A 13,715-nucleotide genomic window follows, 5' to 3' on the forward strand; every position below is an offset into this window, starting at 1 on the left:
CTGGTCCTTTCAGACGTTCAGGGCAGCGAGCCGCGCCGCCTGGTCGGCAGTGACCTGGAAAACGGGCTCATCGGGGTCGCCAGCGCGCGGCGTGGCAGGGTCGGGATCGACAGCGTTATGCGTGCCACCCCCAATCGCGCGAAACAGGTCACGGCGCGCGCTGCGCGGCATGTCATGCTTGGCGAGAAAACGATCGAGCGAAGCCTTATCGCTCGGAAACTCGGTTGCGGCATAGACGGGCATCTCCGCGTCCCGCTCCATCAGCGTGTCGGCGAGGCCGGCGTCGATGGCTTCCTGCCCGCGGAAATAGACGTCCTTGCCCGCGATCATCGCGGCAAATTCTTCCGGCGGCCGACCGGAGCGCGCTGCGTAGGTGCTGACCATGCTCTGGTCGATGTGCTCCAGCGTCTCAACCGCCGCGGCCATTTCGGACTTCGTGCCGATGAACACGCCGGACGCTTCGTGGATCATGATCTCAGCATTGTGCGCGATTGCGATGGTATCGCCTGCCATGGCGATGACGGATGCAGCAGACGCCGCGATGCCAAGGATCTGAACGTTGACCGCCTTGGGGTGGCGGCGCAGCAAATTGTAGATCGCCACGCCCATGAAATAGTTGCCACCCGGCGAATTGATCTCGACGTCGACGTCGCAGTTGCCGATCGATCGGAGGGCGGCGGCAACCCGCTTGTCGCTGACCCCGCCGCCCTCGCCGTCGTCGCCGATATAGTCGAAGATCGAGATGGTCGGATTGCCGCCTTCCACAGCGGCGCGAACTTCGAAGTGGCGGAAATCTGCGGCAAGGGCTGTGGTTTCGAACTTCCAGTCGCCGCCGCTGCCGACGCCCGTGATCTCCGGTGGGCGGGCCGCGAGGATCGAGCGCAGGCCCACCCAAGGCATCATGCCGCTACGCTTCATTATCGTCCTCCTGGGCGATCACTGCCGCCGTTGTGCCGGCGCGAGGCAGGTCATCGCCGCCGGCAATGGGGTTCTTTTCCATGAACTCGCGCGCCTCGTTCGGCGTCAGATATGCCGCGTTCGGCCCCAGGGCAGCCTTCAAGAACTCGGCCTGCTCCTTCAACGACCCGCGCAACAGCGCACCGTCATTGATCTTGGCGTACATGCTTTCCTGCTCGGCTGGCGTCAGCAGGCAGAACCAAACCGCCTCTTCCCAGATCACGAACCACTGCAGGAGGCAGTACGTTACAAAGAACAAGCCAAGCTGCTGAATGCCGCTGCCCCAGCTGGTCTCGTCGAACATCAACAGCGGCCGGGGGGCACCGGTAAAGCGGCTCACCTCTTCCGCTTCTAGCTTTCGCAGTTCCACGACCTGATTGTCTTTGGTCGTTCCGGACAACACCTTGGCCTTCAGGCCTTCCTCAAGGATCAGAAAATCCTCATCGGCATCGACGCCGGTGAAGTTGTCGCGGAGGCTGCTGCGGAGGCGTTCATATGCCTCGTCGCCGAGTTCCTTGTCCGTTTCCAGCGAACCGCGAACCATCGTCCCCTTGTTCATGATGCGGCCAACCGCCTGCTGGGTACGATGCGCAATGCTGAGCGTGTCGGCCGCGACATCGAGCAGCGAAACGCCGGTCAGCCCGTCCAGCGAGACAGGCGCGCGAAAGTGAAAAACGTCATCCTTCGACAGCGTAATCGGGCCGCCTTTCTCTCGCTCATATCGAAACGATAGATCGAACGTTGCTGACAGCTGAGGCTTCACTCGCCGACGGGGCAGGGGGATCAGCTGGCGTACAGCGCCGCGCGATCTGACCTTTAGAGCATAGGCATTCCCGTCGAGCAGCGCGCACATCTGCATGTAGCTCTTGAACTGGCTCGCAGTCTGGTAATCGTTCGCTTTGCGATGCAGCACGTTGAACAGCGGATGGTCCCGCGCCTTTTCGCGGGTGCCGTCTGGCTTCATCCGCATCAAGTGCATGGGCAGCATGCCCATTGATCCAGCAATGAGAGATACCGCGCGAAAAAAGGTGCTGTTGCGAAGCGCCATGCGCTCGTTGACCGCTATACCCGCAACGCCAGTCCGGCCTGCACCCGCGCGCATCATCTCCAGGAGGCGTGGGTCGGATAGGTCGTAACCGTCGAAAGCAACGATGGGGCCGGACAGCTGGGGACGAGCAACGGCAACCGTGCCCGTCGCAGTTGACCGCCGAAAGCCGGCCGCGCGCTGATAATCCGTGGGCGACAGACCCGCCATGCGCCCTCCTTAAACCCGGCGGATGCCGCGGGATTGGTAAACCGATTTTTTCTTCGGCTTGGCAGCCGCCGTCGCAGCGCCAACGGCCATGGTAATGGTAACCATGCCGTCGATGCGGCCACGCGATTTCTTCTTGTTGAACATGCGGTTGTTGAGGCCGTCGGCCTCGATCACCGCGTTGGCCGCGCACGAATATGTCACCGGTGAATCGTCAACGAGCAGCTTGCCGTCGAGGATATGGTCTTCGGTGCGGGTGATCGAATGCGGCATGCACAGCTGCCGGTCTTCGAACATGATCCGTTGACCCTGAGCATGCTTCACGATCTTGAGGCCGCGGCCCTCCGGCTTGCCGGGACCCTCCCACAGCCACCACACTAGCCCGACCTGATCGCAGGCATCGGTGAACGACGTGAGGAAGGCGGGGTCGACGACAAGCGCCTCGACCTCATGATCGGCCAGCTGCTGCTGCACCTGCACCGCAACGAAGGTGTAATCGATCGTCGCACCAGGCGTGGCGGTGAGATACTTGTCCTCAACCCAGTCGAGATAAGGCGCCTTGTCGGCGTCCGCGCGTTCTTCGAGCCCTTCCTGCGTCGTCCAATACCAGGTTTTCACGGCGACCAGATCGTCGGGAAGCTCCCAAGCCTGCGACAGGGCGGTAAGGTCGTTCTTCTGCGACAGGTCGAGCGACAGCCATGACTTGCGGCCCCGCATCGCACGCGCATCGACCACGCCCTGGACCGCAGACCACTTCTCTTCGCTGATCCAAAAATCGGCCGCGGCGCTGTCGATGCCGAAATACAAGCGCTTCACGCTCGATTTGGTCGACGGCCGCAGCTTGGCCGAGTTGACCGTCTCCCGGATGTTCTCGATCGGGAACGTCTCGCCCAGCGCGGGCAGCGACTTTTGCCAGGCGCGCTCGTTCTCGAAAATGGTGTCGCGGTCGCTCTTGTCGATACGAGCGATGAACGCGAAGGCGGTGTCGTCCTTTGCCTCTCCCTTCACGATGGCCTGATAGGAATCGGAGTAGGATGTGCCGACATGCTGCGACGAGCGGGCCGGCGTGTTCGTGCCGAGAAGCATGAGCGCGTTGCCGGCGACTTTGTCAATCGCGGCCTTCCACGTCAGCAGCGCCGATTCGGACTTCAGTTCGTGGATCTCGTCGGCTGCCACTAGCGAGGGGCGGGGCCCTGACTGGCTTTCGCCGTTGGCGATCGGCATGAAGAAAGAGCCGCTGTCGGGGTGCTCTATCTTCCAAGCGTTTTCCAATTCGCCGCGGATCAGAACCTCGCCGAGACCCTCGAGGCTCTCACCTTCCTCGCCGCCGGGCACGTCGGCGCGACACATGGCGACAGCATCGCGAAAAAGGACGTTCGCCGTCGCCTTATCCTCGCCGATAGCATAGCACTGCGCGCGCGGGATATCGCACCAGCCCATGATGTAGACGCCGATCGCGCCCATCAGCGGGGACTTGGCCTGCCCCTTGCCGGTCTCAAGCCAGCCTGTCCTATACCGCCAGCGGTTCGTAGCGGTCCGCCAGCCGAACAGGTTGCCGCCGCAGAAGGTGTGATACTCCAGAGGATAAAAGGGCTCGCCGGCGGCCGGGCCGTCGGTCACCTGAAATACCGACGGCAGGAAGTTCAGGAAGTGGGCCGCCGCTTCCGGCCGCCAGAAGATGCCGCGGCGCTCGCCGTCGCGCAGATCGCGCAGATGGCGTTCGGCCGCGTATCGGACGAGATCGCCGCAGGTGAACAGCTTGCCATCAACTGCCGCCTTCGCCCAGGCGGTCGTCGGATCAGGGTCCGACAGGAAGCGGTTAGCCACGGTTCCTCAGGTATCCGCCGCCGGCCTGCTGCCGCTTTACCCTCTTCTCGACCTTAGCACCGGTCCCGCGCTCGCGCGGGCTGATGCACAGCGACTTCTCCAGCGCCGCCGCCTGGCTGTCGGCGTTTGACATGGTCGTCCACCACGGGTTGTACGTCGGGACGCCGGTCTTCTTGGCCTTTATTACCGGGCCGGATTTCAGGACCTCCTTCGCGCTGATGTCGTAAGTGACGTATGCGACGACGAGGCGCTTGATCGAATGCGAGTTGGCGACCGCAAGCTTTTCCGCGCCGCGCAACTCGCTGATGATCGATTTCCAGTACGCCGCCGCCGCTTCGCGGTCCGCAGCGCGCCCAAAGATGGTGCGCCAGTTCGGCTCGGGCGGGATGCCGTCGCCGCCCTCGATCTCGACAAGCTGGGCCATCAGACCTCCGCGGGCGGGACGGCCGAAACCCTCCCCCCTAAAAATTACTTCTCAGCGCGCACGGAGGGGGCCGTCGGTGTCCAGCCTTGCCGCTCCCAGAGTTTTGACCGGGGGGTGGGTTAGGAGAGGCTACCCTCGAACGACCAAACCTGCATGAAGGCTCGCTGCCACCACTTCAGAGGCATCCGGTCACCATCACGATCGAGAGCCGTCATCGTTCGGTTGAAACAATCCGCTTGAAGCGCTCGCATCTCAGTGACGCACTCCGCCTCAATTCCATATCGTTCTCGAATCCAGGCCGACATTGTTGCTGGATCAGGATCGTTATTCGTTCGTATCTCATGCAACATACGCAGCCACTGCTTGAGCCATTGCTTGTGCATGGCCGCCGCGGTGTCGATCTTGAAGATCAACTGGATCGCACCGACTGCGGCAAGGAACAGAGTCGCGATCTTGGCGATCAACGTGCTGTCGCCTCCGATCAGCGTGAGGAAAGCTCCTGCGCCCCCGATTACCGTTACGAGTGACATCAGCGAACTTGTCAGATCGAGAAACGAGGCGCGACGCCGGTGATACCGCACCGACATCTCAACGATGAAGAGCATGTCGGTGCGCGTTGTCATTGGCTACCCCTTCGGCTTCGGCGGCGGAATTGGCCGATCAAAGGAGACGGTGTTGGGATTTGACTTATTGCCGATCCCTCGCGCGCCATCGTTGAAGTTACCGGGCTGGGGTCTTGGCGGCGGAGGTGGGGGAGGAGGCGGTGGAGGCGGAGGGGGCGGCGGTGGATTATTCTTGTCGGCCATGAAGCTCTCCTGTTGAGGAAAGCAAGTCACCATAGAAACCCAGTCGAGTCGAGTCAGGCGGGCCGGTTCCACGGATGTTCGGCGCTGATGGGGCGCCCATCGCGACCGACGCCCTTGCCTCGCACCGCTTCAGCCTTACCAAACTGAGCCGCGGTCACCGCCGCGTCATGCTCGGCACAGAGGTTCTCAGTGTTGGCGTCGACGTCGTCACCGCCTCGTGCCAGCGGCAGGATGTGGTTGACGACGGTGGCAAGAGTGACACGATCCTCCCCAAGGCAATGCTCGCAAAGACCATCAGTCCGCGCGAGCCTACGCTGACGCTGCTCTTGGCCAGCTCGTCCCCTGAGCCGCTTATCCGGTCCAGTCCGTTGCCAAGGCTTGCGAGACCGCGTCACATCGCCGTCTCCGCCTGCGCATACAGAAAGAGCCGCAACCCCCGTCGGGGCGCGGCTCTTCCATCTAATGTTCCTGATACGTTGCGGGCGGAGAAGCGTCAAGCGGCAAGTCGCTCTTTCATCGCGACAATATCCGCCACAAACTGCACGACTAGGCGCGCGGCCGTCACCTGATCCGATCGCACTGCGGTCAGCGACGATCCAGCCTGACCAGCAGCCTCGTCGAACCGGCAAACATTCTCGAACACTGACCAATATTTTGCAGGCACATAGCCCTTGATCCGCTTCAAATCGTCGAGCGCTTCCTGCTCAGCCCACCCATTGCCCTGGCCTGTGCCGGGGATGCGCGCCAAGTCCATCACCATGGCCTTTCCGTTAAGCCTAGCCCACAGCGTCTCGCAATGATCGATGGCCGCGATCTGGCTATCGGACAACAGCCTAGCCGCCTTCCAACGCGCGACCGGGGTGCCGCCCCGATTCACCAGCGTTTCTAGGGTCACAAGCTTCTTTCCGTCGCGCAGCGGCATGTCGACGACAGCGTGCATACCGCGCGCGATCTGCGCGGCTGGCACTCCAATCTCGGCAGCTTTCGCCTGCACGCGTTCAGCTGCCTTCTGCGCTGCCGTTTTCGGCACCTTCTTGATCTTGGTGCTCTGCTTCGCCTTGCCCGCCATTTTCCTCAACCCCGCTACCTTCGAATTAGATCAATGTGCCGATCGGCTCGGCAACTGTCCGGAAATCTTGGATAGTTGCGGCCCGCTCCCGCGCGACCGCGGGCGGCACCCACTGCGCCATGCTGCCGCCACACCCGCAGGGCAGCGATGCCGGCGCATCATCGCCGGTACGCTCATCCCTCCAGCCGCACGGACATGCGTAGAAGGTGCGGCCGTCGTGCCATGCCACGTCATGCGGCCTCAGCTTGGCTGTCATCGTAGCCGAGAGCTGCATCCACCTCGGCCTGGGTGATAAAGCCGGCGCGCAGGCCAAGCGCGCGCATCTCCGGTTTCATGGCGCGGATCCCGGCGGCGGTGATTTCGGGTGCGGGCAGGGCGGGCGCAGGATTGGCCGCGCGCTTGATCGCATCCCGCATCCGCTGCAACGCCGCGGCGCGGACGTGACGCCGCTCGATCATCGCCTCGGCAATCTCGCGAATCGCAGGCTCCACCTCACCGACGAAGCGGAACGGCTTGTGGATCGCCTTCTTCGCCGCGGTCAGCGCGATCATGGCCGGCAGGTCTGAAAGCGCCTCGACCATCGCGTCGCGCCATGCCGTAGCAGCCTCCGCGCTGGCGGTCGGCAGCACCTTGGCGGCGAGCCGGCGCAGGCGCTCGTCCATGGCGCCGTCCCAGCTGCCGCGCCCCTGCCGATCCGCGGGGACCGGTGCCATCTCGGCAGCGTTCTTCGCAGTCGCTGCGTCGATCGCCGCATCGGCGTCCGCGCCCAGCTCAGCGAGCGCCACCTCAGTCGGGGAGAAAAGCAGGCTCAGCGCCTTCCATGCCAGGTCGCGGGTTCCAGCCTCCGCGCTGGTAGGATCGGGCGTGGTCAGATTGTTGGCCATGTCGGTTTCCGGTGTTCGGTCGTGGATCGAAGATTGCGCCCCAGCCGCGCTCGGCGGCGTGTTGGACGATCCGGCCTGGTGGCCATTCGTCGTCAGCGTGCTTGGCGATGTCGCGCAGGATGCCGGCGAGGGCCGTTGGCGTGTTGGCGAGCCGTTTCGACTTCCGGTTTGCGATCAGGTCCGCCCAATGCTCGGGGTCGACGCCGTCCGGGCAGGGCCATGCGGCCGCCTTGCGCGTCCTCGCGGGAGTAACCTCCCGGGTGGGGGCGGGGGTGGGGTTATTGGAGGGGTCTGGGGAGGAAGAAGGGGAGGGGGTGGGGGAGGGGTCGGCCGTGACGTCACGTGTCGTCACGCTATCTAACGTGATGTCACGTGACATAGCGTGACGGCGGCGCGTCTGGCGCTCGCGATCCTTGGCCCGGCGACCTTCGATCTGCTCTCCGGCGGCGTCCGCGCGCGCAGCGAGCATCGCCACCTCGGCGACGAGCGCCGCCGGTGTGCCTGCCTCAATCAGACGTGCGAGCAGATCGGCGCTCACGCTATTGCCCCGCCTCATCACGCAGCTTCTGCGCATGCTGGGTGAGGGCGGATGCCCGTTCGTCGAGGGCTGCCGCCGCCGATAGGAGGTCGCTGTTCGACACGCCACGCTCGGCACCTGTCTTCGCGCGAAGACCGCGCTCGCCGATCCCCATCGCCTCCGCCAACGCCTTTGCGCTGCCGAGCAACGCGCCGGCCCTCATCAGCAGGGCCATGCGCGGCATCGCGATCAGGTGCGGCGCATGAGCCGTTTTACCGGCGCGGCGCGCGGCCAAACGACGAGCCGTCTTGTCGGCGTCGCGCTGCCGCCGCTCGTCGCCGCGCGCGCGCATCGCTGCATCGAGATCAGCAGCCGAGGAAAGCCGAGCGACCGTCATGCGATTGCCGCGCCAATGCCGGGGCGCACACACCGCGGGTCGAACCCGATGCTCGTCGCGACTGCGCGAGCCAGCGGAAGGGCGAGATAATGCTGCCCGGCGCGCAGCTGTGCGCTGACGAGCATATCGCCCGAATGTCGGATCGCGCGTTCGCGCATCGTGTCGGCGTAGCGGTCCTCGATCGCGGGACAGTTAGTCGCGACGTTCTGGCGGGGCATCAGCGCGCCTCCTGCTGGTATGCGGCGAACCCGCGGGCGATGAGCGCCGTCACGAACACGTCTAGCGGCTGGCTGGCGTCGCGCGCGGCGCGGATCACCTCAGCTGGAATGAAGGGCTTGCGGCCGGGCTCGAACGCCGCGTCGCCGAGCGCCGCCATGAAGACTCCGCGGGCCCAGGCGCTGGGCGTCGACCCGGTTGCTGTCGCAATGCGGACGATGTCGTCGTAGCGGTCGGACGGGAAGTGGATGTTGATCTGGCGGCGATCCTGGCGGCGCGCGATCGCGGCGGGCTTGTATCCGCGGCCCATACCCTTGCCCGGTGACGTGAGCCGCTTTTCCGGCTCTGGTGCGACCGGCTCTGCCGCTGCCGCCGACGCCGGCTGGCGGATCACGAACGTCGGCGCGGGCTGCGCGCTCTCCGGCCGTTCCCGTCCGTCATGGCACCAGGCACACAAGCCGCCGAACAGCGCGGGGCTGTCGAGCTCGCAATCCTCACAAACGCCGGCGCCCGTCTTCCGCGGCGCATCGCCTACGCGTCCGAGCGACAGCGCAATGTGCTCCTGCTCCAGTGCCTGGGCTTGGTCGATCTGGTCAGCCATCTATGCGGCCTCCTGAGTGGGGCCGGGGCGGGCGGCAGCTAGGCGGCGCTCGGCAATCCCGGCATATTCGGGGTTCAGTTCGATAAGGACGGCGTCGAGCTTCAGCTTCTCCGCGACCAGACCGACCGTCCCGGCGCCGCCAAATGGATCGAGCACCACGCCAGGGCGCCGCGGGAAGGCCTCGCAGATCGGACCACAGCCGCTCGCGCAGCCACAGCAGCCGCAGACCGATGACGGAACGCCTGCTTTAATGCAGCGCTCGGCCAGCGCCGGCGGGAAGGTGGCGAAGTGCGCCTCCCGAAACGCGCGCGGCGCGATTGTCCAGACATTGCGGGCGTTCCGGGTCAGGCCCGTGAAGTTGCCCATGGCCGCGTCATAGCTGGCGTTGTTGCGTATGCCGGATCGGTCGGCCGCAACTTTTCGGCTCACCGGTACGCGGTCGACATTGACCCGGGAATTCGGTCCTACCGGCTTCGCGGATCCGCGCACAACTGCCTTCATCGGACGATCCGGGCGCGTGCCGCCGTTCGCCCGCTTCGAACCTGCCTGCGCCGCGACGTTCTGAGCTACACGCGCGTGTGTGCCACCGGTGACAGGCTCGCGGATCGCTTCGTCGTTGTAGAAATATTCCTCGCCCTTGGTCAGCAGCCAGATCTTCTCATGGGCGCTGGTCGGCCGGTCATAGACCGACTCGGGCATCGGGTTGGGCTTGTGCCAGATAATTTCGGATCGGACGTACCAGCCGTCATCCTGCAGCGCGATCGCCAAGCGGTTCGGGATCATGCACAGATCCTTGGGCTTCAGCTGTCCGCCCGCGACGACACGACCGCCATGGGCTGCGGCCAGATTGCCGCCGTTCGCGCTCGTGCCGACCCTCGAGGTTTTCTCGAAGTCCGGCACGTAGATCGGCCCGACGGTGCTGAACGGCTTGTCGCGGAACGTCCGGTCGTCGGTGCCGTCAGCCTTATATGCGGCTGCCGACTTTCCATTGGGCGCCGCGGCGTAGCAGTCGCCATAGTTGAGCCATAGGGTGCCATGCTGCTTCAGGACACGGCGGACCTCGCGGAATACGTCGACCATTACCTCGAGGTGTTCGCCCAACGACGGCTCCAGCCCGATCTGACCGGCCACCACATAGTCGCGCAGGCCCCAATAGGGCGGGGACGTGACAACACAGTCGACCGAAGCCGTCGCCAAGGTCTTTAGCTGATCGCGCACATCGCCGATGAGGATGCGGGTAGTCACCGCGCGCGCTCTGCCGGCAGCGGCAGCCCGATCACCGGGTGCCAGCCCATGACGCAGCCGTTCACGGCATACAGGCCCTTAGCGAGAGCGCTCGCCGCAGGACGCAGAGGTTCCTCCGCCGTCCCGCCCTGCGACGGGATCGACGCTGTTCGCATCGTCATCATTGATCTCCCGGGCGGGGTTGCCGCCGTTTCGTCAGTCCTCAGGTCTTCGGCGCGCTGCCGTCGATGATTGCTCGGAGATGGGCCTTCAGCCCCATCAGGCTGTTCGATAGGCTCACCATCTGCGGAAGCAGGTGGCGGGCCTCGTCGATGTCGATCTGACCGTCGGCCAGCGCCTGGATCAGGTCGCTCGCAGTGCGCGCATGCTCAGCCGCACAGGCGAGCGCGTTCACCGGCGCCCCGCAGGCGTCGATCTGGGTCAGGCGATAGTTGGTGTCGGCGAAGATGCCGTTCGCCACCGTCGGGCCGTCGGCCTGGGTGATGCGGCGCAGCTCATGCACCAGCATCTGGTTGGCGACGTCCTCATCGTCGAGGCGGTTCCGGACGCTTCCCTCCGAGCAGTCCATCGCGTCGCCCAGGTCGGCGTTCGACCACTTGTTGCGACGCTTGGCCTCAGCGAGTGCATCAGCCGCCGCCTGCTTCGAAGAGCTTTTCGTAATTAGCACGCGCTTCGTCATGACCTTGCGTCCGATCCCGACGCATAAGCATCGTCATGAACAGCGACACCCTGCACCTCGCCCCCAAGGCCGTCCGACTGGCCGTGGCCCGCGCGATCCTCGCGGATCATCTCGCGGATGCGATCCTCCTGCGCCGCCGTGAACGGCTGTTCGGGATGACAGGCCATTATACGGGCGCCTGCTCTGCGACGCGGGCGCGTGCGGACAGGGCCTCAAGCGCCAGGGCGGTTCGCGGATCGATCGGAAGGGCTCCGCGCTCGAGCCGCGAAACCGTCGACTGATTGATGCCCAGCATTTCTGCCAGCTCAGCCTGGGTCGCCCCCAGCTTCTTGCGCGTCTGTTTGATCGCATCCATGACCCGGAGAATATTCCCCAGTGCATAGTGCGTCAACTACTTTATTCCCTAGGGCATTAGGCCCACGGAGGGGTGTCGATTATGCACTGGGCATGTCCAACGTCCTCGCCGACAATATCCGCCTTTTGCGGCGACAGCTGGGGCTCAATCAAACCGATTTCGCCAACAAGGTTGGTGGCGGGCAGCCCAATGTATCGAAGTGGGAGGCGGGGACTTTCACGCCGAGCGGGGACAGTCTGGCCGCTATGGCCAAGCTGGCAGGTGTGAGCTTCGAAAGCTTCAAGAGTGAACCACTCGGATCGGTTGCGGCTCATCCCGACCAGCCCGTTGCGCGGTCGGTCGATGGCGGTGAGATCGTCGAGATTTCGCGCCTCGACCTGTCTCTGCCGATGGGGCCAGGCGCGACCGTCGACGACTATGTCGAGGAAGAGCCGATCGCCTTCGACGCAGCCTATGTTCGGTCGTTCACTCGCACGCCGCCGCACCGGCTGCGCTTGGCCGCCGGGGCAGGGGACAGCATGTTCCCGACGCTTGTGCCGAACGATCTCGTCTGGATCGACACGACGCAGAACCAGTTGCTGCATTCCGACCGCATCTACGCGGCTTCGATCAATGGCGGCGCCACGATCAAGCGGCTGCGCCCGACCGCCGGCGGGAGGCGAATCGTGGTGATCTCCGACAATAAGACGATAGAGCCATACGAAGTTGATGCGGGTGATGTGGTGATTTGGGGCAGAGTTATCCGCTTTGCGAGAGACTTGTGAACCGGAGGGAGCGTAGATCTGTCAAGCCGAGCGGGACTTGTCTATTTTGCGGCGGCCCCGGGATGTCCAAAGAGCATTATTACGCGAGGTGGCTCCGTAAATACCTGCCTCCGGATGGCGAAACTACCTCTCATAACGTGTTGCGGCCGGATGGCCTGTTCGAAACAGGTACCATGCGCGCGGATCGTTCACTGTACGCTCAGACTATTCGAAAGGTTTGCAAGCGCTGCAATGGCGGCTGGATGAGTCGGCTGCAGGTCAAAGTGAAGCCAATCCTGCAGCCTTTGGTTTCTGGCGAAACGAATTCCGTGCCGAGCTCTACGCAGGCCGACTTGGCTCGCTGGCTCACAATGTCGTTCATGGTTCATGAGCAATCGGTTCCGGATTTGGTGACCACCCCCTTTGATGTCAGGCGGCATTTCTCGTCAAATCAAGACGTTCCGCCACACTGGCGAATTCTTTTAGGCCGAGTTATTTCCGGCTCGACCAACAAAGGGGCGATGACGTCGGCAGCCCGGTTTGTAGAAAGCGAGATCGGCGAACCAGAGGTGCCGAATTTTTTAGTGGGCGTGGTGCCGCTCGGCGGCCTCGCTGCAGTTGTGCTGGGCGCCCAGCGAGATTCTGCATGGGCCCTCGACGCCATCCCACTATCCCCAAAGCTGGATCAGTTGTGGCCCCCGCAGGGCGACCTCACTCTGCAACGCCAACCGTTATCAGACGACGAATTGGTCGCTCAGGCGTGCGTACTTCGCACACTTTGAACAGGAGTGACGTTGGTAGTCTTCCGATCGGATTTGAACCGACGCGCCTTCGCCGACTGGCCAAGTGCTCTATCCGCTGAGCTACGTTATGATCCACCAACGTCGGACGACATGTAGGCCCGGAATGATATGCGTGCAACCAAACAGGGCATGAGCATTGCTATCGTAGGCATAGACTACCCTAATAAGCGGGGGCCAGCGCGACGTTTCGAGCTTGAAATTTGCCGGCCTGGCGAGCCTGTCGAGCTGCGGCCTGAGCCCAAGAACCAGTTCGACGAGCACGCGATCGCCGTCTTCTCCTGCCGCCGGATTCAGCTGGGCTACCTTCCATCGGAGCGGGCGGTGCTGATCGGCACCCTCATGCGGCAGGGGCATGAGGTGCGGGCTATATTCCAGGCGCTCGAGCCGAGGGTCGGATGGGTGCGCGTCGCATTCGACGGTGAAGACCCGGTGCTGCCGCCGGCGGCGCAGCAGCAAGATACACCAGACGATAGCGGCTTCTACCCTGATCCGGTATACGACGACTGATATGAACCGCGCGTCGCTGATCCTGCTGACCCTGACCGCCCTCGGTGGATGCCAATTTATACCAGGCACTACCGCAGCGCTCGAGAGCGAAGCTCGGGGCGGATTGCAGCGCACTCTCACCGACGCGGCGAGCGCCAAGTTCACGGAGGTGCGGCTGGTCGACGGCAAGGCGCCGTCAGAACCGAAGATTATCTGCGGCTTGGTGAACGCCAAAAACATGATGGGCGCCTACGTCGGTTGGCGCCGTTTCCTCGTCGAGCGGGGCACCGGGTTTGCCGTGGTTTCTCCCGATGCCGATCGTGACAGCAGCGACGATGCGCAGGGTTATCAAGCGGGCTTCGACGAGGTTTATCCGAAAGATAGATGCCCGCGATAATGCTGAAATAATATTCCCCAGTGCATTTTATGGCTTGTAAATATGCATAAGGGAATA

General features: G+C 63.8%; 21 protein-coding genes and 1 tRNA gene. 4 read left to right on the forward strand and 18 right to left on the reverse strand.

Annotated elements, in window-relative coordinates; translation table 11 throughout:
- Positions 1 to 9: 9 nt before the first annotated feature.
- From ACP7A3_RS00080 to ACP7A3_RS00160, 17 genes are all read right to left on the reverse strand, one after another.
- Positions 10 to 918: a head maturation protease, ClpP-related gene (locus tag ACP7A3_RS00080; protein WP_426254505.1), complete on the reverse strand. Its 909-nt coding sequence runs from the start codon at positions 916 to 918 to the stop codon at positions 10 to 12.
- A complete protein-coding gene (locus ACP7A3_RS00085; protein ID WP_426254506.1) occupies positions 908 to 2,212 on the reverse strand; it encodes a phage portal protein in 1,305 nt (434 codons plus the stop codon). The genes ACP7A3_RS00080 and ACP7A3_RS00085 overlap by 11 nt, the downstream gene beginning before the upstream one ends.
- A gap of 9 nt (positions 2,213 to 2,221) precedes the next feature.
- Positions 2,222 to 4,036: a terminase large subunit gene (locus tag ACP7A3_RS00090; protein ID WP_426254507.1), complete on the reverse strand. Its 1,815-nt coding sequence runs from the start codon at positions 4,034 to 4,036 to the stop codon at positions 2,222 to 2,224.
- Positions 4,029 to 4,460, reverse strand: coding sequence for a P27 family phage terminase small subunit (locus ACP7A3_RS00095; RefSeq protein ID WP_426254508.1), 432 nt, complete (start codon positions 4,458 to 4,460; stop codon positions 4,029 to 4,031). The genes ACP7A3_RS00090 and ACP7A3_RS00095 overlap by 8 nt, the downstream gene beginning before the upstream one ends.
- A 119-nt stretch (positions 4,461 to 4,579) precedes the next feature.
- Complete coding sequence (locus ACP7A3_RS00100; protein WP_426254509.1) at positions 4,580 to 5,083, reverse strand: hypothetical protein; 504 nt, start codon at positions 5,081 to 5,083, stop codon at positions 4,580 to 4,582.
- A gap of 236 nt (positions 5,084 to 5,319) precedes the next feature.
- Positions 5,320 to 5,661 carry an HNH endonuclease gene (locus ACP7A3_RS00105; protein WP_426254510.1) on the reverse strand — a complete coding sequence of 114 codons (342 nt, stop codon included), beginning with the start codon at positions 5,659 to 5,661 and terminating at the stop codon, positions 5,320 to 5,322.
- Between the two features lie 98 nt (positions 5,662 to 5,759).
- On the reverse strand, positions 5,760 to 6,335 hold the full coding sequence (locus tag ACP7A3_RS00110) for a hypothetical protein (protein ID WP_426254511.1): 576 nt from the start codon (positions 6,333 to 6,335) through the stop codon (positions 5,760 to 5,762).
- A gap of 230 nt (positions 6,336 to 6,565) precedes the next feature.
- On the reverse strand, positions 6,566 to 7,219 hold the full coding sequence (locus ACP7A3_RS00115) for a hypothetical protein (RefSeq protein WP_426254512.1): 654 nt from the start codon (positions 7,217 to 7,219) through the stop codon (positions 6,566 to 6,568).
- Entirely contained in the window at positions 7,122 to 7,757 is a 636-nt protein-coding gene (locus tag ACP7A3_RS00120) for a hypothetical protein (protein WP_426254513.1), read from the reverse strand. Before ACP7A3_RS00120 ends, ACP7A3_RS00115 begins: the two co-directional genes overlap by 98 nt.
- Before the next feature lies 1 nt (position 7,758).
- A complete protein-coding gene (locus ACP7A3_RS00125) occupies positions 7,759 to 8,088 on the reverse strand; it encodes a hypothetical protein (protein ID WP_426268136.1) in 330 nt (109 codons plus the stop codon).
- A 41-nt stretch (positions 8,089 to 8,129) separates the two neighbouring features.
- A complete protein-coding gene (locus tag ACP7A3_RS00130) occupies positions 8,130 to 8,351 on the reverse strand; it encodes a hypothetical protein (protein ID WP_426254515.1) in 222 nt (73 codons plus the stop codon).
- Complete coding sequence (locus tag ACP7A3_RS00135; protein WP_426254516.1) at positions 8,351 to 8,950, reverse strand: hypothetical protein; 600 nt, start codon at positions 8,948 to 8,950, stop codon at positions 8,351 to 8,353. Before ACP7A3_RS00135 ends, ACP7A3_RS00130 begins: the two co-directional genes overlap by 1 nt.
- Positions 8,951 to 10,195: a DNA-methyltransferase gene (locus tag ACP7A3_RS00140; RefSeq protein ID WP_426254517.1), complete on the reverse strand. Its 1,245-nt coding sequence runs from the start codon at positions 10,193 to 10,195 to the stop codon at positions 8,951 to 8,953.
- Positions 10,192 to 10,356 (reverse strand): hypothetical protein, encoded by a 165-nt coding sequence (locus tag ACP7A3_RS00145; protein ID WP_426254518.1) that lies wholly within the window; start codon positions 10,354 to 10,356, stop codon positions 10,192 to 10,194. Before ACP7A3_RS00145 ends, ACP7A3_RS00140 begins: the two co-directional genes overlap by 4 nt.
- A 41-nt stretch (positions 10,357 to 10,397) precedes the next feature.
- Positions 10,398 to 10,874, reverse strand: coding sequence for a phage regulatory CII family protein (locus ACP7A3_RS00150; RefSeq protein ID WP_426254519.1), 477 nt, complete (start codon positions 10,872 to 10,874; stop codon positions 10,398 to 10,400).
- A complete protein-coding gene (locus ACP7A3_RS00155; RefSeq protein ID WP_426254520.1) occupies positions 10,871 to 11,041 on the reverse strand; it encodes a hypothetical protein in 171 nt (56 codons plus the stop codon). The genes ACP7A3_RS00150 and ACP7A3_RS00155 overlap by 4 nt, the downstream gene beginning before the upstream one ends.
- Positions 11,041 to 11,265 (reverse strand): helix-turn-helix domain-containing protein, encoded by a 225-nt coding sequence (locus ACP7A3_RS00160; RefSeq protein WP_426254521.1) that lies wholly within the window; start codon positions 11,263 to 11,265, stop codon positions 11,041 to 11,043. The genes ACP7A3_RS00155 and ACP7A3_RS00160 overlap by 1 nt, the downstream gene beginning before the upstream one ends.
- Positions 11,266 to 11,321: 56 nt before the next feature.
- Here ACP7A3_RS00160 and ACP7A3_RS00165 point away from each other — a divergent pair, with 56 nt between their 5' ends.
- Entirely contained in the window at positions 11,322 to 11,993 is a 672-nt protein-coding gene (locus ACP7A3_RS00165; protein ID WP_426254522.1) for a S24 family peptidase, read from the forward strand.
- Positions 11,994 to 12,055: 62 nt separating this feature from the next.
- The gene (locus ACP7A3_RS00170) at positions 12,056 to 12,754 is read left to right on the forward strand and encodes a hypothetical protein (RefSeq protein WP_426254523.1); all 699 of its coding nucleotides are present in this window, start codon (positions 12,056 to 12,058) and stop codon (positions 12,752 to 12,754) included.
- Between the two features lie 13 nt (positions 12,755 to 12,767).
- On the opposite strand, the gene ACP7A3_RS00175 is transcribed toward ACP7A3_RS00170, so the two are convergent.
- Positions 12,768 to 12,840: transfer RNA gene (locus tag ACP7A3_RS00175), tRNA-OTHER, on the reverse strand.
- 64 nt (positions 12,841 to 12,904) lie between these two features.
- Between ACP7A3_RS00175 and ACP7A3_RS00180 the strand changes: the two genes are divergently transcribed.
- Both ACP7A3_RS00180 and ACP7A3_RS00185 read left to right on the forward strand, forming a co-directional pair.
- On the forward strand, positions 12,905 to 13,282 hold the full coding sequence (locus tag ACP7A3_RS00180) for an HIRAN domain-containing protein (RefSeq protein ID WP_426254524.1): 378 nt from the start codon (positions 12,905 to 12,907) through the stop codon (positions 13,280 to 13,282).
- A 1-nt stretch (position 13,283) separates the two neighbouring features.
- Entirely contained in the window at positions 13,284 to 13,658 is a 375-nt protein-coding gene (locus tag ACP7A3_RS00185; RefSeq protein ID WP_426254525.1) for a hypothetical protein, read from the forward strand.
- Positions 13,659 to 13,715 lie beyond the last annotated feature (57 nt).

It is taken from the genome of Sphingomonas sp. DC5200-1 (assembly GCF_049897245.1).
Classification (GTDB): domain Bacteria; phylum Pseudomonadota; class Alphaproteobacteria; order Sphingomonadales; family Sphingomonadaceae; genus Sphingomonas; species Sphingomonas aquatilis.

Coding starts and splice junctions, on each gene's coding strand:
- ACP7A3_RS00080 (WP_426254505.1), bottom strand. CDS start 918: ATGAAGCGTAGCGGCATGATGCCTTGGGTGGGCCTGCGCTCGATCCTC.
- ACP7A3_RS00085 (WP_426254506.1), bottom strand. CDS start 2,212: ATGGCGGGTCTGTCGCCCACGGATTATCAGCGCGCGGCCGGCTTTCGG.
- ACP7A3_RS00095 (WP_426254508.1), bottom strand. CDS start 4,460: ATGGCCCAGCTTGTCGAGATCGAGGGCGGCGACGGCATCCCGCCCGAG.
- ACP7A3_RS00100 (WP_426254509.1), bottom strand. CDS start 5,083: ATGACAACGCGCACCGACATGCTCTTCATCGTTGAGATGTCGGTGCGG.
- ACP7A3_RS00110 (WP_426254511.1), bottom strand. CDS start 6,335: ATGGCGGGCAAGGCGAAGCAGAGCACCAAGATCAAGAAGGTGCCGAAA.
- ACP7A3_RS00115 (WP_426254512.1), bottom strand. CDS start 7,219: ATGGCCAACAATCTGACCACGCCCGATCCTACCAGCGCGGAGGCTGGA.
- ACP7A3_RS00125 (WP_426268136.1), bottom strand. CDS start 8,088: ATGCGCGCGCGCGGCGACGAGCGGCGGCAGCGCGACGCCGACAAGACG.
- ACP7A3_RS00130 (WP_426254515.1), bottom strand. CDS start 8,351: ATGCCCCGCCAGAACGTCGCGACTAACTGTCCCGCGATCGAGGACCGC.
- ACP7A3_RS00135 (WP_426254516.1), bottom strand. CDS start 8,950: ATGGCTGACCAGATCGACCAAGCCCAGGCACTGGAGCAGGAGCACATT.
- ACP7A3_RS00145 (WP_426254518.1), bottom strand. CDS start 10,356: ATGACGATGCGAACAGCGTCGATCCCGTCGCAGGGCGGGACGGCGGAG.
- ACP7A3_RS00150 (WP_426254519.1), bottom strand. CDS start 10,874: ATGACGAAGCGCGTGCTAATTACGAAAAGCTCTTCGAAGCAGGCGGCG.
- ACP7A3_RS00155 (WP_426254520.1), bottom strand. CDS start 11,041: ATGGCCTGTCATCCCGAACAGCCGTTCACGGCGGCGCAGGAGGATCGC.
- ACP7A3_RS00165 (WP_426254522.1), top strand. CDS start 11,322: ATGTCCAACGTCCTCGCCGACAATATCCGCCTTTTGCGGCGACAGCTG.
- ACP7A3_RS00170 (WP_426254523.1), top strand. CDS start 12,056: ATGTCCAAAGAGCATTATTACGCGAGGTGGCTCCGTAAATACCTGCCT.
- ACP7A3_RS00180 (WP_426254524.1), top strand. CDS start 12,905: ATGAGCATTGCTATCGTAGGCATAGACTACCCTAATAAGCGGGGGCCA.
- ACP7A3_RS00185 (WP_426254525.1), top strand. CDS start 13,284: ATGAACCGCGCGTCGCTGATCCTGCTGACCCTGACCGCCCTCGGTGGA.